26 protein-coding genes are annotated in these 25843 nt (G+C 61.3%); 15 read left to right on the top strand and 11 right to left on the bottom strand.

Annotated features, from left to right (window positions below):
• Positions 1-310 precede the first annotated feature (310 nt).
• From ACZCWR_RS07820 to ACZCWR_RS07790, 7 genes are all read left to right on the top strand, one after another.
• The gene (locus tag ACZCWR_RS07820; protein WP_487303127.1) at positions 311-1153 is read left to right on the top strand and encodes an AAA family ATPase; all 843 of its coding nucleotides are present in this window, start codon (positions 311-313) and stop codon (positions 1151-1153) included.
• 22 nt (positions 1154-1175) lie between these two features.
• Positions 1176-1766 (top strand): GNAT family N-acetyltransferase, encoded by a 591-nt coding sequence (locus ACZCWR_RS07815; protein ID WP_487303126.1) that lies wholly within the window; start codon positions 1176-1178, stop codon positions 1764-1766.
• A gap of 34 nt (positions 1767-1800) precedes the next feature.
• Entirely contained in the window at positions 1801-2976 is a 1176-nt protein-coding gene (locus ACZCWR_RS07810; RefSeq protein WP_487303125.1) for a vWA domain-containing protein, read from the top strand.
• Between the two features lie 18 nt (positions 2977-2994).
• Complete coding sequence (locus tag ACZCWR_RS07805) at positions 2995-4212, top strand: benzoate/H(+) symporter BenE family transporter (RefSeq protein ID WP_487303124.1); 1218 nt, start codon at positions 2995-2997, stop codon at positions 4210-4212.
• Positions 4213-4247: 35 nt separating this feature from the next.
• Positions 4248-4526 carry an energy transducer TonB gene (locus ACZCWR_RS07800; RefSeq protein ID WP_487303123.1) on the top strand — a complete coding sequence of 93 codons (279 nt, stop codon included), beginning with the start codon at positions 4248-4250 and terminating at the stop codon, positions 4524-4526.
• A gap of 176 nt (positions 4527-4702) precedes the next feature.
• A complete protein-coding gene (gene tal / locus ACZCWR_RS07795; RefSeq protein WP_487303122.1) occupies positions 4703-5656 on the top strand; it encodes a transaldolase in 954 nt (317 codons plus the stop codon).
• Positions 5657-5882: 226 nt separating this feature from the next.
• Positions 5883-6308, top strand: coding sequence for a VOC family protein (locus ACZCWR_RS07790; RefSeq protein ID WP_487303121.1), 426 nt, complete (start codon positions 5883-5885; stop codon positions 6306-6308).
• Between the two features lie 27 nt (positions 6309-6335).
• On the opposite strand, the gene ACZCWR_RS07785 is transcribed toward ACZCWR_RS07790, so the two are convergent.
• The 8 genes from ACZCWR_RS07785 to ACZCWR_RS07750 all read right to left on the bottom strand — a co-directional run bounded on the left by ACZCWR_RS07785 (position 6336) and on the right by ACZCWR_RS07750 (position 13175).
• A complete protein-coding gene (locus tag ACZCWR_RS07785) occupies positions 6336-7466 on the bottom strand; it encodes an FUSC family protein (RefSeq protein WP_487303120.1) in 1131 nt (376 codons plus the stop codon).
• A 124-nt stretch (positions 7467-7590) separates the two neighbouring features.
• A complete protein-coding gene (gene mctP, locus ACZCWR_RS07780; protein WP_487303119.1) occupies positions 7591-9141 on the bottom strand; it encodes a monocarboxylate uptake permease MctP in 1551 nt (516 codons plus the stop codon).
• Complete coding sequence (locus ACZCWR_RS07775; protein ID WP_487303118.1) at positions 9138-9380, bottom strand: DUF3311 domain-containing protein; 243 nt, start codon at positions 9378-9380, stop codon at positions 9138-9140. The genes mctP and ACZCWR_RS07775 overlap by 4 nt, the downstream gene beginning before the upstream one ends.
• A 198-nt stretch (positions 9381-9578) precedes the next feature.
• Positions 9579-10478, bottom strand: a complete 900-nt coding sequence (locus ACZCWR_RS07770; RefSeq protein ID WP_487303117.1) for a class I SAM-dependent methyltransferase — start codon at positions 10476-10478, stop codon at positions 9579-9581.
• A 130-nt stretch (positions 10479-10608) separates the two neighbouring features.
• Positions 10609-11181 (bottom strand): hypothetical protein, encoded by a 573-nt coding sequence (locus ACZCWR_RS07765; RefSeq protein ID WP_487303116.1) that lies wholly within the window; start codon positions 11179-11181, stop codon positions 10609-10611.
• A complete protein-coding gene (locus ACZCWR_RS07760; RefSeq protein ID WP_487303115.1) occupies positions 11168-11581 on the bottom strand; it encodes a DUF3592 domain-containing protein in 414 nt (137 codons plus the stop codon). Before ACZCWR_RS07760 ends, ACZCWR_RS07765 begins: the two co-directional genes overlap by 14 nt.
• Positions 11582-11788: 207 nt before the next feature.
• Positions 11789-12280, bottom strand: a complete 492-nt coding sequence (locus ACZCWR_RS07755) for a type VI secretion system tube protein Hcp (RefSeq protein ID WP_487303114.1) — start codon at positions 12278-12280, stop codon at positions 11789-11791.
• A 256-nt stretch (positions 12281-12536) separates the two neighbouring features.
• Positions 12537-13175: a chorismate--pyruvate lyase family protein gene (locus ACZCWR_RS07750; RefSeq protein ID WP_487303113.1), complete on the bottom strand. Its 639-nt coding sequence runs from the start codon at positions 13173-13175 to the stop codon at positions 12537-12539.
• Positions 13176-13343: 168 nt separating this feature from the next.
• Between ACZCWR_RS07750 and ACZCWR_RS07745 the strand changes: the two genes are divergently transcribed.
• A complete protein-coding gene (locus ACZCWR_RS07745) occupies positions 13344-13571 on the top strand; it encodes a hypothetical protein (protein ID WP_487303112.1) in 228 nt (75 codons plus the stop codon).
• Between the two features lie 65 nt (positions 13572-13636).
• Here ACZCWR_RS07745 and htpG read toward each other — a convergent pair whose 3' ends face one another.
• Positions 13637-15541 (bottom strand): molecular chaperone HtpG, encoded by a 1905-nt coding sequence (gene htpG / locus ACZCWR_RS07740; protein ID WP_487303111.1) that lies wholly within the window; start codon positions 15539-15541, stop codon positions 13637-13639.
• Positions 15542-15658: 117 nt separating this feature from the next.
• Between htpG and ACZCWR_RS07735 the strand changes: the two genes are divergently transcribed.
• A complete protein-coding gene (locus ACZCWR_RS07735) occupies positions 15659-16192 on the top strand; it encodes a Rhs element Vgr protein (RefSeq protein ID WP_487303110.1) in 534 nt (177 codons plus the stop codon).
• Here the strand turns inward: ACZCWR_RS07735 and ACZCWR_RS07730 are convergent.
• Positions 16189-17643: an aminotransferase-like domain-containing protein gene (locus tag ACZCWR_RS07730; protein WP_487303109.1), complete on the bottom strand. Its 1455-nt coding sequence runs from the start codon at positions 17641-17643 to the stop codon at positions 16189-16191. The two genes, ACZCWR_RS07735 and ACZCWR_RS07730, sit on opposite strands and share 4 nt — an antisense overlap.
• A gap of 153 nt (positions 17644-17796) precedes the next feature.
• Between ACZCWR_RS07730 and ACZCWR_RS07725 the strand changes: the two genes are divergently transcribed.
• The 6 genes from ACZCWR_RS07725 (at position 17797) to ACZCWR_RS07700 (ending at position 25017) form a co-directional block, all read left to right on the top strand.
• A complete protein-coding gene (locus tag ACZCWR_RS07725; protein WP_487303108.1) occupies positions 17797-18555 on the top strand; it encodes a VOC family protein in 759 nt (252 codons plus the stop codon).
• A 17-nt stretch (positions 18556-18572) separates the two neighbouring features.
• Complete coding sequence (locus tag ACZCWR_RS07720) at positions 18573-19508, top strand: DMT family transporter (RefSeq protein WP_487303107.1); 936 nt, start codon at positions 18573-18575, stop codon at positions 19506-19508.
• Between the two features lie 37 nt (positions 19509-19545).
• Complete coding sequence (locus tag ACZCWR_RS07715; protein ID WP_487303106.1) at positions 19546-20742, top strand: aminotransferase-like domain-containing protein; 1197 nt, start codon at positions 19546-19548, stop codon at positions 20740-20742.
• A gap of 29 nt (positions 20743-20771) precedes the next feature.
• Positions 20772-21233 (top strand): RidA family protein, encoded by a 462-nt coding sequence (locus ACZCWR_RS07710; protein ID WP_487303105.1) that lies wholly within the window; start codon positions 20772-20774, stop codon positions 21231-21233.
• Between the two features lie 83 nt (positions 21234-21316).
• Positions 21317-22207, top strand: coding sequence for a PhzF family phenazine biosynthesis protein (locus tag ACZCWR_RS07705; RefSeq protein WP_487303104.1), 891 nt, complete (start codon positions 21317-21319; stop codon positions 22205-22207).
• 380 nt (positions 22208-22587) lie between these two features.
• Positions 22588-25017, top strand: coding sequence for a bifunctional diguanylate cyclase/phosphodiesterase (locus tag ACZCWR_RS07700; protein WP_487303103.1), 2430 nt, complete (start codon positions 22588-22590; stop codon positions 25015-25017).
• Here the strand turns inward: ACZCWR_RS07700 and ACZCWR_RS07695 are convergent, their stop codons facing one another.
• A complete protein-coding gene (locus ACZCWR_RS07695) occupies positions 25018-25476 on the bottom strand; it encodes a CopD family protein (protein ID WP_487303102.1) in 459 nt (152 codons plus the stop codon). It abuts the gene before it with no gap.
• Positions 25477-25843 lie beyond the last annotated feature (367 nt).

The raw sequence follows: 25843 nt of genomic DNA, 5'->3' as shown, positions 1-25843 counted from the left end.
ATGCTGCCGCCCTGTTTTGTTGCTCGATGACCGCGCAGGCCAAAAAAATCGGGCTAATTGTACCGCGCGGCCTTCGGAGCGTCCACAATCCGGGCCGCCCGAAAGCCTTGCTGGCAATGGGACGCGGCCTAAAAGCAGCTAATTGCCCTGCGACAATTCGCCCCTGCACAGTTGGCACGTCATCGCAATTTGCCGCGTGCATGCACCCGGAAAGGCCCGAACCGGGCGGCTCAAACGATACCCCGGCACGTCCCCATGCCGATAGGTCTTCTGACTTATACTGACTTTTTTCCCTGACCGGATCTTCGACATGCGCTTCGAAGGCTCATCGCAATACGTCGCCACCGACGATCTCAAACTTGCGGTGAACGCCGCCATGACGTTGCAGCGTCCTTTGCTCATCAAGGGCGAACCCGGCACCGGCAAGACCATGCTCGCGGAAGAAGTGGCGGGCGCGCTCGGCATGCCGCTTCTGCAATGGCACATCAAATCGACGACCAAGGCGCAGCAGGGTCTCTACGAGTACGACGCGGTTTCTCGCCTGCGCGATTCGCAACTCGGCGACGAACGCGTGAAGGATATCGCGAACTACATCGTCAAGGGCGTGTTGTGGCAGGCGTTCGAATCGGATCAGCAATCGGTCTTGCTGATCGATGAAATCGACAAGGCGGATATCGAATTCCCGAACGATCTGCTGCGCGAACTCGACCGCATGGAGTTCTACGTGTACGAGACGCGCGAACTGGTGCGCGCGAAGCATCGGCCGCTGGTCATCATCACGTCGAACAACGAGAAGGAACTGCCGGATGCGTTCCTGCGCCGCTGCTTCTTCCACTACATTCGCTTCCCCGATGCCACGACCATGAAGGAAATCGTCGAAGTGCATTTTCCGACGATCCGCGAAGACCTGTTGACCGCCGCCATGCAGAGTTTCTTCGAACTGCGCAACGTTTCCGGTTTGAAGAAAAAGCCTTCGACCTCCGAACTGCTCGACTGGCTCAAGCTGCTGCTGGCCGAGGACATTCCGCCCGAAGCGCTGCGTTCCGAAGATCAGAAGCAGATCGTGCCGCCGCTGCATGGCGCGTTGCTGAAGAACGAGCAGGATGTCGCGCTGTTCGAGCGGCTCTTGTTCATGAACCGCAATCATCGCTAAGCGAAAAAGAGAGACCGCACGGATGAGCCGCTGGATCGAACCCGTCACGCTCGAAGGCGCGCACGTCAAGCTCGTGCCGCTCACGCTCGAACACGAACAAGCGCTCATCGCCGCCGCGAGCGATGGCGAGTTGTGGAAGCTCTGGTACACGTTCGTCGCGCCGCCGGAGAAGATGCGCGCGTATATCGACACCGCGCTCGACATGCGCGAACGTCTGGGCGCGCTGCCCTTCGCCGTGATCGATGCGAAGACGGGCGATGTCGTCGGCTCCACGCGTCTTTTCCATGTGGATGAGGCGAACCGTCGGCTGGAAATCGGCCACACGTGGTATGCGAAGCGCGTGCAAAAAACCGCGCTCAACACCGAAGCCAAGCTGCTCTTGCTCACGCATGTGTTCGAACGGCTCGATGCCATTGCGGTGGAGTTCCGCACGCATTTCATGAACCACGCGTCACGCGCGGCCATCGCGCGGCTCGGGGCGAAGCAGGACGGCATTTTGCGCCACCATCAGATCGGGCGGGACGGCGTGTTGCGCGACACGGTCGTGTTCTCGATCATCGCGCCGGAGTGGCCGGCGGTGCGCGCCAACCTGAATTTCCGGCTGGATCGCTGATCCGATTGCGCCGACGACACGGAGAGCCGCGCTCATGCTGATCGATTTCTTCTACTCGCTGCGCGATGCGAAGTTGCCCGTCTCGGTGAAGGAATATCTGACGCTGCTCGAAGCGCTCAAGGCGCAGGTGATCGCGCCATCGCTCGATGAGTTCTACTTCCTCTCGCGCATGACGCTGGTGAAGGACGAGAAGTATTTCGACAAGTTCGATCGCGCGTTCGGCGAATACTTTCACGGCGTGGCAAAGCTGCCCGACGAAGCCTTCGAGATTCCGCTCGACTGGCTGAAGAAGCGTCTGGAGCGCGAATTCACGGCGGAAGAAAAGAAGCGCATCGAGGCCATGGGCGGGCTCGACAAGCTGATGGAGCGCTTCAAGGAACTGATGGACGAGCAGCACGATCGCCACGAAGGCGGCAACAAGTGGATCGGCACGGGCGGCACATCGCCGTTCGGGCACGGCGGGTATAACCCGGAAGGCTTTCGCATCGGCGGCGAGGAGTCGGGCAATCGCTCGGCGGTCAAGGTGTGGGACGAGCGCGCCTATCGCGATTACGACGATCAGGTGGAAATCGGCACGCGCAATATCAAGGTGGCGTTGCGGCGCTTGCGGCGTTTCGCGCGGGAAGGCGCGGCGGAAGAACTCGATCTGCCGGACACGATTCGCAGCACGGCGGCGAACGCGGGCTGGCTCGACATCAAGATGGTGCCCGAGCGCCACAACAACGTGAAGGTGCTGATGCTGCTCGACGTCGGCGGCTCGATGGACGACCACATCAAGCGTGTGGAAGAACTGTTCTCGGCGGCGAAGGCGGAGTTCAAGCATCTCGAGTTCTACTACTTCCACAACTGCGTCTACGACTACTTGTGGAAGCACAACCGCCGCCGTCACGCCGAGCGCACGTCCACTTTCGACGTGCTGCACAAGTTCACGCCCGACTACAAACTGATCTTCGTCGGCGATGCCACCATGAGCCCCTACGAAGTCCTGCAACCGGGCGGCTCGGTCGAATACAACAATGCCGAAGCGGGCGCGGTCTGGCTGCGCCGTTTCGCGGATCAGTTTCCGCGTCACGCGTGGCTCAATCCGGAGCCGGAGCGCTTGTGGGAATATCGCCAGTCGATTGGCGCGATCCGCAATATTTTAGGCAACCGAATGTACGCACTCACGATGGCTGGCCTCGAATCCGCCATGCGCGCCTTATCCAAGTAAGCGAATAAAACCCCGTTCATGAAAGCCCCGTCTTCCGCGCCGCTCGCGTTGCGCCCGTTCGCCGATTCATCCGTCTCCACCGTCGTCGCCGGTTTCGTCGCGATGATGACCGGCTACACCAGTTCCCTCGTCCTCATGTTTCAGGCCGGACAGGCCGCGCATTTGAGCGATGCGCAGATTTCCTCGTGGATCTGGGCACTCTCGATGGGCATGGCGGTCTGCACCATCGGCCTGTCGCTGCGCTATCGCGCGCCCATCGTCGTGGCATGGTCGACGCCCGGCGCGGCGCTGCTGGTGTCATCGCTGCCGCATGTCGCGTATTCGGATGCCATCGGCGCGTTCGTGGTCTGCGCGGCGCTGCTCGCGCTCGTCGGGCTGACCGGATGGTTCGATCGCCTGATGAAGCGCGTGCCGTCGGGCATCGCGGCGGCGCTGCTGGCGGGCATTCTCTTCGAGATCGGCATCGAAATTTTCAGGGCGGCGGCACACCAGACCGCGCTCGTGCTGACGATGTTCTTCACCTACCTCATCGGCAAACGGCTGGCACCGCGTTATGCGATTCCGGCGACGCTGGTCGCGGGCATTGCGCTGGCGGGCGCGCTCGGGCAACTCGATTTTTCGCGCTTTCACGTGGCGCTGGCGCATCCCGTCTTCACCATGCCCACGTTCTCGCTGTCGGCGGCGGTGAGCATCGGCGTGCCGCTGTTTATCGTGGCGATGGCTTCGCAAAACGTGCCGGGCGTGGCCGTGCTGCGCGCCGACGGTTACACCACGCCGTCCGCCCCGCTCATTTCCACGACCGGTTTAGCCTCGCTCGTGCTCGCGCCTTTCGGTTCGCACGGCGTGAATCTCGCCGCCATCACCGCCGCGATCTGCACCGGCCGCGAGGCGCACGAGGATCACGCCAGGCGGTACACGGCGGCCGTGTGGTGCGGCGTGTTTTACCTGATCGCGGGCACGTTCGGCGCGACCATCGCGGCGCTGTTCGCGGCGTTTCCGCAGGCGCTGGTCGTGTCAGTGGCGGCGCTGGCGCTGTTCGGCTCCATCGCGAGCGGCTTGACGGGAGCCATGAGCGATCTGCGCCAGCGCGAACCCGCGCTCGTGACCTTCATGGTGACGGCATCGGGCCTGAGCTTTCTGTCGATCGGCTCGGCGTTATGGGGCTTGCTCGCGGGCGTTCTGACACATTTCGTACTCAATGCCCGGCGCGCATCCGGCGGCCCGCGCGCGGCCTAGAATGATGAATCGGCCGCGCGTTTTCCGCATGGCCGATGTCTCTCATCACTCTTCGCCTCATCATCATGTCGCTGATCGATAAACTGCTGGCGCGCAGCGCCACGCCCGGCACCGTCCAGAAACGCAAGACCATCGTGCGCGTGCTCCTGGACGACGCAGGCCACGTCCAGGACGTCGTCCTCAAAATGAGTTGCGGCGATGCCGCCCGCGACGCCCGCGCGCTCGAAGAAGTCCGCGCGATGCGTTTCGCGCGCGGCCAGCTTGGCTCGGGCACCGTGCGGCGTTGGCACGAACTGGCTTACGCCGTGGAGTGAGCCCGGGCATGCCGCATGCGGCATGACACACTCTCAGCGCGTTTTCTTCGTGCAGGACTAGAATGCTGAAATGAATGCAGGGGCGCGCCACGCACGGAAGATCGCGTCGTGGTGTCGCGAACATGGGCCATCCGCGGGTTACCGCAATCTGACAAGGCGCATCGCGCCGACTTGACATGACATCCGCTCTCGACCAGCTCAAGCAGTACACCGTCGTCGTCGCCGACACGGGCGATTTCCAGCAATTCGTTCAATTCAAGCCACGGGACGCCACGACGAACCCGTCGCTGATCCTGAAAGCCGTCCAGAAGGATGACTACAAGCCGCTGCTCGAAGGCACGGTAAAGGAACACAAGAACAAGCCGCTACCGCAGATCATCGACAATCTGCTGGTGGCGTTCGGCACCGAGATTCTCAAGATCATTCCGGGCCGCGTCTCCACCGAGGTCGATGCACGTCTGTCCTTCGACACGAAGGGTTCCATCGATAAGGCGCACGACATCATCAAGCTGTATGAAAACGCCGGTATCGGGCGCGATCGCGTGCTCATCAAGCTGGCGTCGACGTGGGAAGGCATCCGCGCGGCGGAAGTGCTGCAGAAGGAAGGCATCCACTGCAACATGACGCTGTTGTTCTCGCTGGCGCAGGCGGTGGCGTGCGCGGAAGCGGGCGCGCAGTTGATCTCGCCGTTCGTCGGCCGCATCTACGACTGGTACAAGAAGGCTGCGGGCGCGGATTGGGACGAAGCGAAGAACGGCGGCGCGAACGATCCGGGCGTGGAGTCGGTGCGTCGCATCTACTCGTATTACAAGAAGTTCGGCTACAAGACCGAAGTGATGGGCGCGAGCTTCCGCACCGTCAGCCAGATCACGGAACTGGCCGGTTGCGATCTGCTCACCATCAGCCCGGACCTGCTCAAGAAGCTCGCCGACAGCAACGACACGATCGATCGCAAGCTCTCGCCGGATTCGGCGAAGGGCGAGAACATCGAGAAGATCGCCGTGGACGAGCCGACGTTCCGCTTCCAGTTGAACGACGACGCGATGGCCACCGAAAAGCTGGCCGAAGGCATCCGCACGTTCGCCGCAGATGCGATCAAGCTGGAAAAGCTGATCGTCGCGTTGCAGTAAGTTACGCCGGCGTCAGTCAAAAAACGCGCGACTCGTTCGCGCGTTTTTTTTTGCCAAATCGCTTGGCAGGACGATGGATTTATCCTACATCGTCGAGGCTTTCGCCCGGAACGGCATTATTCGACACGATGTGACCTAAATTGACGCTTTACGGCTCAACAACGTAATCCCGTGCAATAGACTTCCCTCCTTTCGCGGCGCGTCCGCTTCTGCCTGGAAGTCAGTCATGCAACTGGATATGTATTTGTTTTATCACGGCGAATGCGCCGATGCGCTTGCGCTCTATCAAACCGTGCTGGGCGCGGAGACGCTCGCGCTGATCCGCTTTCGGGACACGCCCGACGCCGTGAATGTCGCGCCGGAATGGCAAGACAAAGTAATGCACGCAATCTTCAACGTGAATGGCACGACGATGATGGTCTCGGACGGTCAGTTCGGACAGCCGAAGAAAGACTATCAGGGCTTCACACTGTCGATCGCCGCGGACAACGCGCCGTCCGGCGAGCACGTTTTCAACCAGCTCGCGCAAGGCGGCGAAGTGATCACGCCGTGGCAATCCACCTTCTTCACGGCGGGCTTCGGCATGGTCAAGGACCGCTTCGGGGTGCCCTGGCTCATCAACGTCGTCGCGCCGATGGAAGAAGCCGTCTGATCGCAGTCCGCCATGGCGCGCATCCGCTCACTGATCGTTCAGCGGACGCGCGCCTTCTATGTTCCAATGCCGCTCGATCTCACTGAGCCGCAGTCTCAACCGTTCCACCTGCTCCGAAAACCGCATGGCGAGCCAGTGCATGCCCTGCGTCGAGGTGTCTTCGCGCGCGGGCAGCGGGCAATCCTCAGGCAATGTGACCGAGGCATCGTTGCTTCGGTACAGCAGGCTCACGCGCCCGAAGCGTAACGCGCGCGCCGTGCGCAATAGCTGCTGACGCACCGCGTATTCGCGCGGCGTGCAGGCGAGCGCGAAACTTCCCACATTGGCTACGCCGCCCGCCGCTTCCCGGTGTTCCGGCATCGAATTGATCAGCATTTCCAGCGCCGCGAGAATCGACCGGTGCAGGCGTTGGATCTCCTCCAGCCGCGCGATCGGCACATGCGTTTCCTTCGCCACCGACTCCATCAACGCGCGCGCCTGCACCAAGCGCTGGCTCATCGCGAAAAAGCGGCGCGCGGTTTCCTCGGCGAAAAGCGGCGTGCCGTCGAGCAGCGAACCATAGAGCCGCGCGCATTCGCGCAGATTGTCGGCCAGCCGGTAACGCCACGAATACACCGCGTACTGCGGCAGCACGAACGAGAACGCCAACGCGATGGAAATGCCGATCAGCACATTCGCCGTGCGCCACAGGCCCGTGCTGAAGCCCAGATCGCCGTGACCGGAGACGATGACCATCGTGATGGCCGTGAGCAGCGCGACATAGCCCGCGCGGCCGATGGCGTAGTACGCGCAGCCGCCCGCGATGATCGACATCAGCAGAAAAAACAGCAGCAGCGAGCCGAACACCGTCTGCACGAGGATGAGGAACAGCCCGAACAGCGCGCCGAGCATGGTGCCGAGCGCGCGCTCCGTGGCCTTCTTGCGGATATTGCCGTAGTGCTGCAAGCCGCCCACCACGACCAGCAGCGACACCGACGCCCATACGCCGTGCGGCAAATCGATGCCTGTCGTCAGCAGAATCGACGCCGCCATCGCCAGTCCGACGCGAATCGCGTGGATCATGCTGGCGTGCCGGTAGCGGAAATACGGCGACGAAAACGCGTGCTTCAGGCGCGCGATGCGGCCGCGCCGGGGCACCGTGGAGGAGGGAGAAAGCATGGTTCGCTTGACCTCGCTGAAAGCATCGGCGCGGGATACGCCACGCTGATAAAAAACGCCCGCGACAACCGATGGCTGTTACGGGCGTTTTACCAGCATTCGACTGTCCGCGTCGAGCGGCGGATCAACCTTCGACGATATCCAGATAATCGTCAGGATGCGTGCGGTCCTCGGAGCGCTTGAGCCCCATCGCGCGCACGAGCATGCTCGCCACGATCGACACCACGAGGTTCACGATCAGCGCCCACACGGCGGCATAGCCCGGCACCGAATAGCCGAACAGATGCACCGTGAAGATCGAGCCTTTCAACTGGAGCGACACCGCCATCCACGTTCCCACGGCGATGCCCACCGCCCAGCCGAGCAGCAAACCGCGATGATCGAGCACGCGCGTGTAAAGCCCGAGCACGAGCGCGGGCAGCGTCTGGATGATCCAGATTCCGCCGAGCAGTTGAAGCTGAATGGCATAGGTCAGCGGCAGCGCGAGAATGAACACCACCGCGCCGACCTTCACGATCAGCGACACGAGCTTGGCGACGTTCGTTTCCTGCTCCGGCGTCATCGACCGGTTGACGAACTCGCGATGCACATTGCGCGTGTACAGATTGGCCGCCGCGATCGACATGATCGCCGCTGGCACCAGCGCGCCGATGCCGATGGCCGCGAACGCCACGCCCACGAACCACGACGGGAAGTAATGCAGGAACAGCGCGGGCACGGCGAAGTTCGCGCCGTAGGCCTTGAAGTACGACGCGTATTCCGGCATGTCCTTCACGCCCGAGGCCAGCGCCATGTAGCCGAGCAGCGCGAGCAGCCCGAGCACCAGCGAATACGCGGGCAGGAGCGCCATGTTGCGGCGAATCGTGTTGCCCGAGTTCGACGAGAGAATCGCCGTGACCGAGTGCGGATACAGGAACAGCGCGAGTGCCGAGCCGACCGCGAGCGTCGCGTACGCGCTGTAGCCGTTGAGGCTTTCCATGTCCGGCGCTTTCAGCAGCAGCTTGCCGGAAGGCACCGAGCCGAAGATATGGCCGAAGCCGCCAAGTTGCGCGGGAATCACGATCATCGCCGCGATGATGGTGATGTAGATCAGCACGTCCTTGACGACGGCGATCATCGCGGGCGCGCGCAGGCCGGAGGTGTACGTGTACGCTGCCAGAATCGCGAACGCGATGATGAGCGGCAGGTCGCCCAAGAGCCCTTGCGTCGAGAAGCCGAGCGCGCCGATCACCACTTCGATGCCGACCAGTTGCAGCGCGATATACGGCATCGTCGCGACAATGCCCGTCACCGCGATGGCCAGCGCCAGCATGCGGCTGTTGTAGCGCGCGTGCACGAAGTCGGCGGCGGTCACATAGCCGTGCCGCTTCGCGATGCTCCACAGCTTCGGGAACACGACGAACGCGAACGGATAGATCAGGATGGTGTACGGCAGCGCGAAGAAGCCGGTCGCGCCCGCGCCGAACACGAGCGCCGGCACCGCGACGAAGGTATAGGCCGTGTACAGGTCGCCGCCGAGCAGGAACCACGTCACGATGGTGCCGAAGCGGCGGCCGCCGAGACCCCATTCGTCGAGCTGGCCGAGATCGCCCTTGCGCCAGTGCGCGGCGATAAAGCCGAGAATCGTCACGCCGACGAAGAACAGCACGAACACGAAGGTAGCGGTGAGATTCATCGCGCGCCTCCCTGACGGCCTGACGGAAGCGCCTTCGTCTTGCTATAAACGACGGCGGTAATCACCGCGCTGATCAGCACCCAGAGCAACTGATACCAATAGAAAAACGGAAAACCCAGAAGCACGGGCTCGATCTTGTTGTAAAAAGGCACCCACACCACGCCGATCCACGGAAGGATCAGAAGCCACAGCCAATGCTTGTTGCGCGGTTGTCCGGTGCGGCTCGCGTCCTGAGCCATGTACTGCTCTCCTCTATTGTTTTGAGCGTTCGCTTTCCCGCGCGCCGCCAAATGGCGGCCACTGAAAGCGCCCCGAAATAACAGAGCGAGTATAGGGACCGAAAAAACCGGGTCAAGCAGGGAGATTCCCGACTATTCCGCAGATGTGAATAATCCGCGACACGCGCCGGGAAGCCCGTCCTGCCTGACTTTGGTGCATCAAAGCGTGAAGTTGCCGTTCTTCGGCACGCCCGCGCTTTCGATGAGCCCTTTGACCCACTTGCGCGCGGGGAGACCTAGCGTCGCTTCGATGACTTTCGCGCGCTCGTTGAGGGCATCGAACGGAATGTCGATGGCCGGCCCCGCGAACGCGATGGCGATTCGATTGCCGTCATGCACTTCCGGCAGCGCGATCACGCGGCGGTCGAACGCTTCGTTCAGATGCCGCATGTTGCGCACGAAGCTCGGATGATCGCCGAACAGGTTGATGGTGATGACGCCTGCTTCCGGCGTGAGGCACGCCCGGCACGCGCGGTAGAAGGACACGCTGTCGAGCACGGGGCCGCGCGCGGTGGCATCGTAGATATCGATCTGCAATGCGCCGATGGTCCCGTGATTCGCGCGGTCGTTGACGAACTCCCACGCGTCGCGTTCGGTGACGGTGAGGCGCGCGTCGTCGTAGGGAAGCTCGAACATCGCGCGCGCGGCGATCACGACGGCGGGGTTCAGTTCGACGGCTTCCACTCTTGCGCGCGTCAGGAAGCGATAGCAGAACTTCGTGAGCGCCGCCGCGCCGAGCCCGAGTTGCACGATGCGCTCGGGCGTTTCCAAAAAGAGCAGCCACGCCATCATCTGCTGCCCGTATTCCAGTTCGATGTGATCCGGCTTGCGGATGCGCATTGCGCCTTGAACCCATTCCGTGCCGAAGTGGAGATAGCGCACGCCGCTTTCTTCGGAGAACGTCACGGGGGCGAAGCGTGGTTTGCGGGGGGCTTCGATTCGCGGGGCATGGGCGAGATCGTCGTCTTCATCATCGCGATGCTTGGTCTTTTTGACGCTGTCTTGCTTGCGGCCGAACGCGCGCGCTTCGGCGGATGCGCGTTTGATGAGTTTGGTCATGGGTGGGGTCTTGATGGCGCGTTGGAGGCGCGGATTCTGATGGGACGAGAGGATAGCATTGAGCGCCGCGCTGATGATGGTGCGGAAGGCTGGAAGAGCAAGACCCGCATGTCGCGGGTCAACAAGCAGCTTAGGGTTCGACGTACGGGCCTTTGTAGGAGATGTGCCCCACCATTGCTCCGATGCCAGCGCCGTCTACGAGGCCTTCGCTCACGCCAGCCATGATAAATATGGCTGTCGCCGTTGATAACAGAACATTAGTAAAAAGCGCTGGCCTGAAAAGCCACGCCGTTAGTAAATCAGGCTTTAAGCCAGTCAGAAATATTGATGCTCCGCCTGCAACCAGAAATCCTATACTGGCGTCAAGATAGAGCGTAACTCCCGCAAAATCTTCAGCCACGAGCTCTTTCTCACGCAAGCGATAAATCAAGCCTCTGCCAGTAAAATCGGTTGTTGCGCCGCTTCCTGCAAGTGTTCCGTCCTTTGTCAAAAATTTCGGAAGCTTGATATCTGGAAGTCGAAAAGGCCGCGGAAACCGCCCGCCATAACCGACTCCCGGACCTGCTCCGGCGAAGTGAAATTCGAATTTCCGCAGACTCGGATCGTTTAGCACAAACATTCCGCCAGATGCCGTCACGCATGCAATGCTCAAACCTACAACTGCAGAAGTATGATAGCTCCATTCACTTCTATAAATCGTCATTTCTCACTCGCCCACGATCCAATGGCACCCCGAATAATCCGCCCATCAAGAATGCGACGGCGACCGCATTTAGAATTAAAAAAATTCCCCAGATACTAAAAATATTGTCCAAACAGGCGCCTCTCGGATCAGTTGGAACGTATCGAACATCGAGGTATTCGCCTATTTCAGTGTCGTGAAGGAAGGTACTTCCTGAAAAAGTCACGCGTTGTCCATTGGCCGTGTTGAATTCGACTTGGGGGTGCTTTCCGCCTGCATTCAGCTTGACGACCCGGCCGGTTGTGACGACCGAATCGCGAACAAAGTCAAACGTGAACGGTAGCAAGGGAAGTTGGATTCCCAACAACGCCACGCCAATAAATATCGCGCTCCAGTTAATGGTCTTGAAGGTTATTTTCATGTGAAAGTCAACTAGATTGCAAAGCGTTGAGTTTTTTCAGTCGCGTGCGCCGCCGGATAAAAATCCGGCGGCGACCCAGCTTCATATCAAGCAAACAACCCATACACGAAATGAATTATCCAGATCAACATCGTCCGCAACATCTCATACGTCATGTACAACAAAATTTGTCTCCGAAAACATGTTCATAAAAAATTCAACCCGCCGTTATCCGACATGCGGCCCCAGATCATAAAAAGCCTGAGCCACTCCGCCATAAATCCCAGGTTTTATCTGAGGCGAATATCGCCAGTCGATCGAGACAAACGACAAGGCCACCTCTTCGAAATGCCCACCGCCGTATCCAAACGAATCCATGCTCATGACCATCACTTGTTTAAGGATGATCGTCTGATAGTCGATCGGTGGAACGATCTTTCCAACCAATCCTTGACTCATGGGCTGTGCAGTGGGTTTGCGAATCGTCAGGATTGCTTGCTCTGCTACTTTGTTCGCGAACATATGATTCGACAAACTGGACGAGGCCAAATCGATGTTGTGAACGAAAGACAAATATCCGACTCTGGTCGACTTGCCCTTAGACGTTCTGTCCGATTTCGTTTTGCAAAGCGTCCAGCTCGTGACATCGATTTCACCTTCATGCCCCAGGTCTTGCGATTCGCCCATGACATCCGTCATCTTGAGCCAAATATTCGACACGATAAAAACTGCCTCCGACTAAAAAAACCCGCCGACGCGGATCATGTGTCGAGCGAGTCATATTGCGAATGCAAGTCATCGCTACGCAACTGAATCGTTTCAACGGAAGGCGCGAAAGTTACCGTGTGATTTTTTTAGGATAAATACGGGGAAGCCCTTAAGACAAAAACACTGATTCAAGGCAGCGAATAAGGCATTCAGGTATCTTAATTAAGTTCACGCCGCCGATTAACGACCAGCGCGAAGCCTTCGAGCTTCATCTCGCTTCGCCACGCCCGATGCGCGTCACCGGCGAACCCAGATGCTCATAAGCCCGCACATGGTCGCGCCGATGCCGCTCATGCATTGCGTCGAGCTTGCGCCAGAGCGCATCGAGCATGCATTCGGTGACCATCAGCGGCGCGCCGTGCCGTTCGAACACGGAACGCCGCGCGACCAACGCGTGAGGTGCTTCCGTTTGTCGTGTGGCGAGTAAATGCAACGGATGCCGCGCCGTGATGCTCCGGCTCGTCAGCACGGAGCGCGACACGCTGCGGTCGCTATAGAGCAGTTCCGCCAGCGGACGCGTACGCAGACGGCGCATCGATTGCCAGATGCCTGTGCTGTATTCCAGCGGCACGATGCTGTGCGCGACCACGAACGGCACGTCATCGACATTGAGCACGACTTCGCGCGTCCACACTGGCGTGCGCGGCGTGATGCCGAGCGCGCGCCATTCGTCGCGCCACGGAATGTCGATCGATTCGCGCGTGACTTCGACTGTGACGTGGCCCAGCGTGCGCAGATGTGCGGTCAAAGAACCGCCACGCGTGAGCCAGTCCTTTTGCGCATTGGACAGAGACGGTCGAGGCGCGGCGCTCCAGTGCGCGTCGGCAGGAATGATCGGGCTGAACATGAAAGCGGTTATCGAGGCTTAGGAGTTTTCGTGTGGATCACGGCTGGCATCGCTCGTATAAAGGAGCGGCAGACGACTGCAAATCGGTTTCGCGCTACCGCATGAAAAGCACGTTCTTTCGAGGTCAGAATGTCTAAAGGCAACATAACATCAGAACACATTGCTTCAATGGCAGGCGCCATTCTGGAGTACTTCAAGGAGCACGGCGCCAAGACGCAGGATGCGAAGGATATCGAGCGGATTGCTGCTTCGGCGATGAGTCAGGCCAAAGATCCAAGCAAGCACACGAGCCACACGATCGCTTCGATCGCGGGTCATATTCTGAGTCACGCGGCGCGCTATCCGGCGAGCGTGCGAAGTATCGCGGCGTCGGTGCTCGAACAAGCCAAGGCATGATCGGCACATAAAAAAACGCGCCGCCGCTTCCCCGGCGGCGCGCGTCCTTCCACTAATCAAAACCCTTACCGCGCCAACAACAACGCATTCGTCCGCTTCACGAAACTCGCCGGATCATCCAGTTGTCCGCCTTCGGCCAGCAACGCCTGATCGAACAACAAGTGGCACCAGTCCGCGAAATCCGCATCATCGGCATTCAGTGCCTTGACGAGCGGATGTTCCGGATTCACCTCCAAAATCGGTTCCGCCTGCGGCGCGTTCTGCCCCGCCGCCTTCAGCATGCGTTGCAGATAACCGCTCATGTCGCCTTCATCGGCCACGAGGCAAGTCGGCGAATCGGTCAGGCGGAACGTCAGACGCACGTCCTTCGCCTTGCCTTCGAGCGCTTCCTTCATCTTCTCGACGAGCGGCTTCAATTCCTCGCCGACCTTTTCCTGCTGCTGCTTTTCTTCGTCGTTGAGCGCGCCGAGATCGAGATCGCCGCGCGCCACGCTCGCCAGCGGCTTGCCGTCGAACTCGTTGAGGAACGAGAGCATCCATTCATCGACGCGATCCGTCAGCAGCAACACCTCGACGCCCTTCTTGCGGAACACTTCCAGATGCGGGCTGTTCTTCGCGGCCTGCCAGCTATCGGCGGTGACGTAGTAAATCTTCGTCTGCTCGGGCTTCATGCGCGCGACGTAATCCGCAAGCGACACGTTCTGCACGTCCGAATCGTTGTTCGTCGATGCAAACCGCACCAGCTTCGCAATCCGCTCGCGATTGCCAAAGTCCTCGCCGATGCCTTCCTTCAGCACCTGACCGAACGCGCTCCAGAAATTCGCGTACTTCTGCTTGTCGGCTTCTTCCGTCGCTTCGGCCGATGACGACGCGATTTCTTCCAGCATCGACAAGACGCGCTTGGTCACACCTTCGCGAATGGCCTTCACATCGCGGCTTTCCTGCAGGATTTCGCGCGATACATTCAGCGGCAAATCAGCCGAATCCACCACGCCTTTCACGAAGCGCAGATACGCGGGCAGCAGTTGTTCCGCATCGTCCATGATGAACACGCGCTTTACATACAGCTTCAGCCCGCCGCGATGCTCACGGTTCCACAGATCGAACGGCGCGTGCTTCGGCACATACAGCAGTTGCGTGTACTCGCTGCGGCCTTCGACGCGATTGTGCGTCCACGCGAGCGGTTCGTCGTGATCGTGCGAGATGTGCTGATAGAACTGCTTGTACTGCTCGTCGGTGATCTCGCTTTTCGGGCGCGTCCACAGCGCGCTCGCCTGATTGACGGTCTCGTCTTCATCCTTGACAACCATCTCGCTCTTTTCGGCATCCCATTCTTCCTTCTTCATGAGGATGGGCAGCGCGACGTGATCCGAATACTTTTGGATGATCGACTTCAACTTGTGCGTGGACAGCAGATCGTCCTCGTCCGCACGCAGATGCAGCGTGATGGTCGTGCCGCGTTGCGCGCGCTCAATATCCTCGACTTCGAAATCGCCCTCGCCCGCGCTGGTCCAGCGCACGCCCTCGTTCACCGGCAGACCGGCGCGGCGCGTCTCCACCGTGATCTTGTCCGCGACGATGAAGCCCGAATAGAACCCCACGCCGAACTGGCCGATCAGCGCCGCATCCTTCTGCTGGTCGCCGGAGAGCTTCGAGAAGAATTCCTTCGTGCCCGAACGCGCGATGGTGCCCAGGTGCGAAATGGCGTCCGCGCGGCTCATGCCGATGCCGTTGTCGTCGATGGTGACGGTCCGCGCGTCCTTGTCGAACGACACGCGGATGCGCAGGTCGGGATCGCTCTCGTACAGCGCGCTGTTTTCCAAAGCCTCGAAGCGCAGCTTGTCGGCGGCATCGGATGCGTTGGAAATCAGTTCGCGAAGAAAGATTTCCTTGTTGCTGTAGAGCGAGTGGATCATCAGTTGCAGAAGTTGCTTCACTTCTGCCTGAAAGCTCATGGTTTCTTGCGCCATGTCGGTTCCTCTTTTCGATTGCGTTGATGCGGATTGCGTGGCCTTTCAGAGCCGAATTCGTGCGATATATGGACGGATCAACCGATTTCAAGTCCCGCGCGCCGCTATGATGCCTGCATGCGCCGAACCGCCCGCCCGCTCTCGACCGGCGAAATACACGCCGCGCGGTCGATCTTTCGCGACGCCATCGACTATTCGAGCGTGCGCGTGCATGCGCGCGGCTATCTGCCGTTCGGCCTGCAACCCGCGCATACCGCGATGGCCCCGAACGGCAACCTGTATTTTCCGCCTGCCTGCTTTCAGCACGACTTTTCCCTGTGCGACGCCGGCGCGCGGATGTGGTTCATCCACGAGATGACGCATGTCTGGCAGTTTCAACTGGGCTATCCGGTGCGGCTGCGCGGCGCGATCCGCATTGGGCTGGGTTATGGCTATGAGCTTGGCGCGGAGAAGCGTCTGTCGGACTACAACATGGAAGCGCAAGGCAACGTGCTAGCGGACTACTTCGCGCTCAAATTCTGCGGCGCGCAGGATCGGCTTTACGAGCGGCGTTATCGTGCAATGCCAGACGCGCTCTCGCTCTACGAAACCGTCCTGCATGCATTCCTCGACAATCCGCACGCGCGCCATCACTTGCCCCGGCGTTTTTAACCACGCCGCGACGCGCCATCCAGATGGCCCGCCAACATGCCCGGCAACGCCGGATCGCCGCAATTCGCGACGTTGAAACGCATCCGCGTGGTCGGCGACTGATGCGGTGAAAACAAGCTGCCCGGCGTCAGCAGAAAGCCCGCTTCGTGGCCCGCCGCCGCGAGACCATCGGAATCGACGCCCGTATCCGCCCAGATGAACATGCCCGCTTCCGGCGGCGTGAACAGCGTCATGCCGGTTTTTTCCAGCATGCGCGCGGTCTTCTCGCGCACGCCGTCCAGCCGCGCGCGCAAGCGTTCGACGTGCCGCCGGTAATGCCCTTCCGTCAGCACCTTGTAGACCACGCGCTCATTCAACTCGGGACTGGTCATGCCTACGAGCATCTTCTGATCGGCCAGCGCCTTCGCCACGTCCGCCGATGCCGCGACATAGCCCACGCGCAGATTCGCCGCGAGCGTCTTCGAAAAGCTTCCGAGAAAGATCACGCGCTTGAGTTGATCGAGCGAAGCCATGCGCGTGGCGGCGAAACCGGTCGGGCAGAGATCGCCATAAACATCGTCCTCCACCACGATGAAGTCGTACTCCTGCGCGAGTTGCAGAATGCGGAACGCCTGCGCCGCCGTCAGCGACGTGCCCGTGGGATTCTGCAGCACCGAATTGATAATGAGCATCTTCGGCCGCCACGTGGCGACGAGCGTTTCGAGCGCATCGAGGTCGGGGCCGTGCGGCGTGTACGGCATGCCGACCAGCCGCGCGCCCTGCGAGGCGAAGCGGCCGAACATCTGGAACCACGCGGGATCGCCGACGATCACGGCATCGCCCGGTTTCACGTACAGGCGCGAAATCAGGTCGATCGCCTGCGTGATGCCCGAGGTCAACACGATCTGCTGCGCCGATGCGCCGATCTCCACTTCCTCCAGCCGCGTCTGCAATTGCTGGCGCAGCGGCAAAAACCCGTGCGGCGTGCCGAAGCCGAGCATCTGCGCGCCGGACAGGCGGCTCATCGAGCGCAGCGCATTGGTGATGAGTTCGCCATCGAGCCAGCGGCCCGGCAGATAGCCCAGCCCCGGACCTTTCTCGGGACTCGCCGTGTGCAGCATGTTGCGCAGCAGCCAGACCACATCGATGGCGCTCTGCACCGGCTCGCGCTCCGCCGCCACCGGCTGCGCGCCATTGACGACGAGCGTCGGCCCCGAACGCTCGCGCACATAAAAGCCCGAACCGCGCCGCGAATCCAGATAGCCGTGCGCGACCAGCCGTTCGTACGCCTCGACCACCGTGAAGCGCGACACGCCTTTGTCCAGCGCGAGCTTGCGGATGGACGGCATGCGCATGCCCGGCCTGAACACACGTTCGTCGATGCGGCGGCGGCCCCACTGCACCAGTTGATCGACGAGCGTGAGTTGCGCGGCGTCGTGCGGGGCGGGAATCTGGTCGAGCGGAACGGACATGCGGACCTCCGAAAAATCGATGGCGGCTCGGCGTCTGAAACTGTACCGAATAGTATTGGGCCGATTGTACCGTTACTGTCACGGTGATAGGGGCTACATTCTGCTTTCGGCCGGGGTTATGCTAACGGCCCTGTTTTCGTTTGCATCGCAACCATGACTTCACATCCGCTCAAGCTGGACCATCTCGTGATCGCCGCGCGCACGCTCGATGAGGGCGCGCGTTTCATCGCCGAAAAGTTCGGCGTGGAGGTCGCGCCCGGCGGACGGCATCCGTCGATGCGCACGCACAACGCGCTCTTGAATCTGTGGGGCGGCGCGTATATGGAAGTCATCGCGATCGATTCGGATGCCGCGCCGGTCGCTTCGCCGCGCCCGCGTTTGTTCGCACTCGATGATCCCGCCATGCAGCAACGTCTCGCGGAACACGGTCCGCAGCTTGTGCATTGGGTTGCGCGCGTGGACCGTCCGCGCTCGCTTGCGCGCTGGCAAGCGCAATATCCCGAACGCATCGCGCCGGTCGCGCCGATGTCGCGCGCAGGCAATACATGGAACCTGACCGTCCCCGACGATGGCGCGTTTCCCTCGTGGGATGGCGCAGGCGATGGCATCGCGCCGTCGCTGATTCAGTGGGACACGCCGCGTCATCCGAGCGATGCGCTGCCGGAAACCGGCATTCTGCTGCGCGCGCTGACGGGTTTTCATCCGCGTGCGGACGCGCTGAACGATCAGCTTTCGTGGCTCGGCGCGGCGCATCTGATGCGCGTCGAAGCGACCGAAGGCGCACCGGCGCTCGTCGCGCAATTCGAGTTGCCGGATGGCTCCATCGTCACGCTCGGCGAATCGGCGGATAGCATTCGCGAGCAAGAAGAAGCGCAACGCACAGCGGCCAAGCGCCGTCGTACAAAGAACTAACAAGGAGACCGCATCAGATGAGAACCCGCGAAACCGAAGGCATGCTGCTCGGCCTGATCGGCGTGGTCATTTTCAGCCTCACGCTGCCGATGACGCGCATCGTGGTCGAACAAGTGCATCCGCTGCTGAACGGTCTCGGGCGCGCGCTCGTCGCGGCCATTCCCGCCGCCGCGCTGCTCGCGTGGCGGCGCGAGAAACGGCCGACGTGGCCGCAGGTCAAAAGCCTCGCGGTGGTGTCGCTTGGCGTGATCGTCGCGTTTCCGGTGTTTTCCGCGTGGGCCATGAAAACCGTGCCCGCCTCGCACGGCGCGGTGGTCAACGGGCTGCAACCGCTGTGCGTCGCGATCTACGCGGCGTGGCTCTCGCGCGAGCGGCCATCGAAGGCATTCTGGGCGGTCGCCGTGGCGGGCAGCGCGATCGTCGTCGCGTTCGCGTTGCAGGCGGGCGGCGGCGGGCTTCAGACGGGCGATTTGCTGATGCTCGTCGCGGTCGGCATCGGCGCGCTCGGCTACGCGGAAGGCGCGCGGCTCGCGCGTCAGATCGGCGGATGGCAGGTGATCTGCTGGGCGCTCGTGCTGTCCGCGCCGTTTCTGGTGCTGCCGGTCGGCTGGCTCGCGTGGACGCATTACACGACGCATCCTGAACCGATCGCGCTCAAGGTGTGGCTCGCGTTCGGCTATGTCACGCTGTTCTCGCAGTTCATCGGCTTCTTCGCGTGGTACGCGGGATTGGCGATGGGCGGCATCGCACGCGTCGGGCAAGTGCAACTGCTGCAAATCTTCTTCACGATGGCGTTTTCCGCGCTGTTCTTCGGCGAACATGTCGCGGCATCGACATGGCTTTACGCAGCCGCCGTCATCGTCACCGTGATGCTGGGCCGCAAGGCCGCCGTGCGTCCCGCCATTCCCGTCGCGCGCCCCGGCGATCCAATCAACGAGCAACTCGCGAGATAATCGAATCCGTCGTCCGCACATTCAACCGAGACCTTTCATGAATCAAGCCGATCTCCGCGCCACGCCGTGGCAACTCTCCGAACGCGCCCGCAAGCTCACCAGCTCGGCCATCCGGGAAATCCTCAAGGTCACGGAACGGCCGGAAGTCATTTCGTTCGCGGGCGGTCTGCCCTCGCCCGCGACGTTTCCCGTCGAGGAAATGCGTCACGCGTCCGAGCGCATCCTGCGCGATCAGCCGTCCGCCGCGCTGCAATACAGCGCCACCGAAGGCTACATGCCGCTGCGCGAATGGATTGCCGCGCGCTACTCGGTGAACGGTGTCAGCATTCGTCCGACGCAAGTGCTCATCACGACCGGTTCGCAGCAGGCGCTCGACCTGCTCGGCAAGACGCTCGTCGATCCGGGCAGCCGCGTGCTGGTCGAAACGCCGACGTATCTCGGCGCGCTGCAATCGTTCTCGATGTTCGAGCCGCATTACGTGCAGGTGCCGACCGATGAATCCGGCCTGATTCCCGAACGGCTCGATGCCGCGCTCACCACGAACGCACGCCTGCTTTACGCACAACCGAATTTCCAGAATCCGACCGGCCGCCGCTTGCCGCTGGAACGCCGCCGCGCGCTCGCCGCGCTCGCGCAGAAGGCCGCGTTCCCGGTGATCGAGGACGATCCTTACGGCGCGCTCGATTACGCGGGCGCACCGCTGCCCACGCTGCTTTCCATGGCGCCGGACCATATCGTGCATCTCGGTTCGTTCTCCAAGGTGCTCGCGCCGGGCTTGCGCGTGGGGTACATCATCGCGCCGGAGGAATTGCACTTCAAACTCGTGCAGGCCAAACAGGCGACCGATTTGCACACGCCGAGCCTCACGCAGCGCATCGTGTACGAAGTCGTGAAGGACGGCTTTCTCGATACGCACGTGCCGAAGATCCGCGCGCTCTATCGCGATCAATGCAACGCCATGCTCGACGCGCTGGAACGCCACATGCCCGCCGGTGTCGAATGGAACCGGCCCGAAGGCGGCATGTTCGTGTGGGTCAAGCTGCCGCAGCATGTCGATTCGATGAAGCTGCTGGAGCAGGCCATCGCGCAGAATGTGGCCTTCGTGCCGGGCGGTCCGTTCTTCGCGAACGATGCCGAACACAACACCATGCGTCTGTCGTTTGTCACCGTGCCGCCCGCGATCATCGACGAAGGTGTGGCAAAGCTCGGCGCGCTGATCCGCGCGAGCATCTGAATTCGGTTCAACTCTCTCAAGGAGCAACGATGGCATCCAATGTCTACGACAAGCTGAAGGAACTCGGCATCGATCTGCCCACGGCCGGCGCGCCCGCTGCGGCTTACGTAATGAGCGCGCAGAGCGGCAACACGGTGTATCTGTCCGGGCATATCGCCAAGAAGGACGGCAAGCCGTATGTCGGCAAGTTGGGCGACACGCTTTCCACCGAGGAAGGCCAGGCGGCGGCGCGCAATGTCGCCATCGATCTGATCGCGACGCTGCATGCGCATGTGGGCGATCTGAACAAGGTGAAGCGCATCGTGAAGGTGATGAGCCTCGTCAACTCAACATTCGAGTTCACGGAGCAGCATATCGTGACCAATGGCGCGTCCGAACTCATCGCCAGCGTGTTCGGCGATGCCGGCAAGCACGCGCGTTCGGCCTTCGGCGTCGCGCAGATTCCCTTGGGTGCGTGCGTGGAAATCGAGCTGATCGCGGAAGTGGGCTGAAACGCCGTTTCATTGCGCGCTCGCGTGTCAGAATCGATGAACCCGGCGCATCTGGCGCCGGGTTTTTTTATTGGTCCATGTCCATGTCGCTCAAGACCGTTCCGTTCAAACAAGTCGATGTGTTCACCGCCGTTCCTTTCAAGGGCAACCCGCTCGCCGTGATCTTCGACGCGAACGATCTGTCCTCCGAACAGATGCAGGTCATCGCGCGCTGGACTAATCTTTCCGAAACAGCGTTTCTCTTGCCGCCGACCGACCCGCGCGCCGACTATCGCGTGCGCATCTTCACGACGGCGACGGAACTGCCCTTCGCGGGACATCCGACGCTCGGCAGCGCGCATGCGTGGCGCGAAAGCGGTCATGTGCCGAAGACGCCCGGCCGGCTCGTGCAGGAATGCGGCGTAGGTCTGGTCACGCTCGAAGAACGCGCCGCCGGTGAGTGGGCGTTCGAAGCGCCGCCTGCGCGCATCGTGCCGCTCGACGAGGAACAGCGCGCGCGGTTGAGCGCGGCGCTCGCACCGGCAGTAATCGATTTCAGCGTCCCGCCGAGCGCGGTGAACAACGGCGCGCCGTGGCTCATCGTGCGGCTGCAGAGTGCGGCACAGTGTCTCGATGTCAAGCCATCTCGGGAAGCGCGTGCGGTGATCGAATCGCTGTGCGAACAAGTGGACACGCATGGCATCGTGCTTTACGGCAACCATACGGACGGCATGCCCGCGACTTTCGAACTACGCGCGCTCATGCTCGGCGCGGAGACTGCCGAAGATCCGGTTACCGGTAGCGCGAACGCCGCACTGGCCGCCCTGCTCGATGTTCACGGCCAGCGTCCAGGTCCGTCCTACACCGTGCGTCAGGGCACGGCGCTCGATCGCGACGGCCGCGTGAGCGTGACTTACGACGATCGCGCAAGCGGTGCGGCAATCTGGATCGGCGGTCATGCCGTGACGATCATCGACGGCGTTTTTCGCTTCTGAAACAATGATCTGGCGAGGTAGTCGCCCGACTTCGCCGACGCGCGTATACCCCGACGCCATTCGCTTCCTTAAAGACCGCGGCTTGCGTACTATCTGACCAATGGAGCGCGGCATGACGATGCCGCGCGCCGGGCCTTCGAAACGCTTGCACCCTGACGCAAACGGTTGCCTTCAGCCAGGCCGAAGCCGGGCCATGCTGTCCATGACATGCTTCGCGCGCGCACGCTCAATTGCATGCGGTTCGTGCTGTCACCGTTGCGCGTCAGGCGCGGTATAGTCACTCGATTCGGCCCAACGCCCCACACCATGCATCGCCTTATCTTCATTGCGCGGTTGCCAGCCGCTCTCGCATCACACGATTCATCCCGAGCGGGCATCGCATGAAACGCGCGCGCGCGACCGCCGCGAACGACACACGCATCAGCGCGCATGCCGCGCGGCGGCGTCGCGCGTTGCTCGCCATTCCCGTGCTCGGCTCCATCGTGCTGGTGTTGTTGTGGGCGGTCATCTTCGCGCGTCTTTCGGTCGAACGGGAAGCGACCACGCACGAATCCATGGCATCCGCCGCCATTCTTTCTTCGGCGCTCGAACAACACACCATCAAGGCGATTCATCAGGTCGATCAGATCACGCGCTTCGTGAAGTACGAGTACGAGAAGTCGCCCGAGAACTTCGATCTGAGCGCGACGGTGGAGAAAGGCGTCGTGCAGAGCGACACGCTCGTGCAGGTGTCGCTGATCGATGCGGACGGTCATCTCGTCGCGACGACACAGGATTCGCATCCGCGGCCGATCGATCTGTCGGACCGCGAGCACTTCAAGGTGCATCTGCACGCCAACGACGACTTGCTCTACATCAGCCGCCCGGTGCGCGGACGCGTCTCCGGCATGTGGACCTTGCAGATCACGCGGCGGCTCAATCATCCCGATGGTTCGTTCGCGGGCGTGGTCGTGGTGTCGGAAGATCCGGCGTATTTCACGAGCGATTTCTATAACGTCGCCTCCATCGGACACGAAGGCGTGATCGCGGTGGTGTCCGACAACGGCTCGGTGCTCGCGCGCAGCACGGGCGGCGGCCCGACCGATACGCCGCCCGCTTCCGCAGTCGCCAAGGGCAGCGGCGGGCGCAATCTCTCGCCCGATGACCACACGCATGCCGCGTTCAGCGCAAGCGGCGTCTATCCGACTTCCGAGCATGCCTCGGGCATCTATGTCGATCCGATCGATCATGTGAAGCGGATCGTGTCGTACCGGCATATCGATGGTTATCCGCTCGGCGTGCTCGTCGGTCTTTCCGAGCGCGAGGAGATGATCGACTACAACCACACGCGCAATGTCTATCTGCTGATGGCGAGCTTCATCTCGCTTGCAATGCTCGGCTTCTTCGGCGTGGCGACCGGCTTGATCGGCAAGTTGCTCGGACGCGAGCGCGAGATGACGCATCTGGTCGAATACGATCTGCTCACCGGCCTGCGTAACCGCTATTCGACGCTGCGCGCGTTGCGGCAGGATGTGGCGCAGCCGGAGAACATCGGGCGGCTGGCGCTTTTGTTCATCGACCTCGACAACTTCAAGACGGTGAATGACACGCTCGGCCATAACGCGGGCGATATCGTTTTGCAGATGACGGCTTCGCGTCTGGCGGAAACGGTCGGGCAAAGCGGGACGCTGGCGCGCATCGGCGGCGACGAGTTCGTGGTGATCGTCAAGGGCGACGATGTGGAGCAGCGCGCGGTGACGCTGGCGAACGACATCGCGACCATGTTCGCGACGCCGTTCGATGTGCGCGGCAGTGCGTTCGTGCTGCATGCGAGCATTGGCATCGCGTTGTTTTCGGTGTCGAACGAGAGCGAGATCGATCTGCTCAAGAAGGCCGATCTCGCCATGTACAGCGCGAAGGATGCGGGCAAGAACTGCTACCAGTTTTACTCGCCGCACTTGTCGCATCGCGCGGATCATTTGATGAAGTGGGAGCAGCAGTTGCGCGTGGCCTTGGCTGAAGGGCAATTGTTCCTTGTGTATCAGCCGAAGATCGATTTGGCGCGGCGGTGTATCACCGGGTTCGAGGCGCTGGTGCGGTGGAATCATCCGCAGCATGGGTTGATTCCCGCGAACGAGTTCATTCCGGTGGCGGAATCGACGGGATTGATCGTGGCTGTTGGCGATTTCGTCGTGCATACCGCTTGCGCGCAACTCGCGCAGTGGCAGCGTGAGGGTTATACGGGGTTATCGCTGGCGGTGAATATTTCGGCGGTGCAGTTCTGGCGTGGCGATTTGCTGGAGACTGTGGCGCGCGCAATTGAGGCGACCGGCATTCCGCCCGATAAGCTCGAACTCGAAATCACCGAAACGGTGATGGTCGAATATCCCGAGCTTGTGCAAGAGAAGATCGTGGCGTTGAAGCGGCTTGGAGTGCGTATTGCGCTGGATGATTTTGGTACGGGGTATTCGTCGCTTTCCTACTTGAACCGTTTTTCCGTCGATACGCTGAAGGTGGATCGGTCGTTCATTCAGGCGATACCTGAAGACCGTTCCGTGTGCGTGATGGTGGCGGCGATCGTCAATCTTGCGCGGTCGCTTGGGCTCACGGTGGTCGTGGAAGGCACCGAGCGCGAGGAACAGATCGCGTGGCTCGCGGCGCTTGGGCCGGTGGAAGCGCAAGGCTTCCTGTTCTCGCGGCCCGTTCCTACCGATGGCGTGCATGCGCTTTTGGAGCGCTTTGGTGTATGCGGGTGGTTGCGCGGTTCCGCGCCGCGCGCGTTGCATGAGCCTACGGGCACGGCTCTTACTGATGAGCACGGCGGGCGTTGATTAGATTCCTCGGGAGAGGACGGCTGTGCCGATCGTCACCACACCCAGCACTAAATTAATCACGACGAGGCGTCGCACGGTGGCCACGGCGCGCGCGCCATCGGGCCAGTTCTGCGCCTGAACCGCACGGCGGATGCGCGGGAATACGCCGAAACGGATGTGGCCGAAGATAAGCATCATGACTATGCCCAGGCCGGCCATGGCGTGGAGAGGCCAGCCGGCTTGCGCGCCGCCGGATTCTATTAGCAGGTAGCCGCCGGTTATGAGGATCACGATTACCGAGCCGGCTACCCAGTTGAAGAAGCGGGCGAAGACTGATTCCCACAGGGGCAAGCGCAGTTGCGGAGTGAGATCGCCGAGTGCCGGGCGTAGGCAGAAATGAGCGAAGACCATGCCGCCGATCCAGATGGCTACGCCGAGGAGATGGACGTATAAGGCGGCTTCTTGGATTTTGTTCATTGTGGTTTAGGTTTTTGGTGCTTGTTGTAGGAATGGGTTTGGTAGGGGGGAGTTCCCGGGGTTTTTATTTTGTCGTGCAAAGGGCTTCTTTTGTTTGGGCTTTTTATTCAGTAGCCGCCTCCCCGGCGGGGGGATCACTTTCTTTGCTGCTGCAAAGAAAGTAATCAAAGAAAGCAGCTTTTACCCCCATGCTCGCTGGCTGGAAAGTGTGGCCTGAATTAACGATGCAGTGGCCGCAATAGGATGTCCTTCGTTTGCCAAAGCGCGTTGGCAACCTCGCGATTGTCCGCTCGAATAGGCTTGGCACTGTGGACCGCATTCATTCTTTCGGCCATGCGCTGCGCGCGCCGAGAACCTTAGAACGGAA

The sequence above is a fragment of the Caballeronia sp. A2-2 genome, assembly GCF_057612605.2.
Note: the sequence above shows the minus strand (reverse complement) of the source record. Positions and strands in the feature narration are given on the sequence as shown.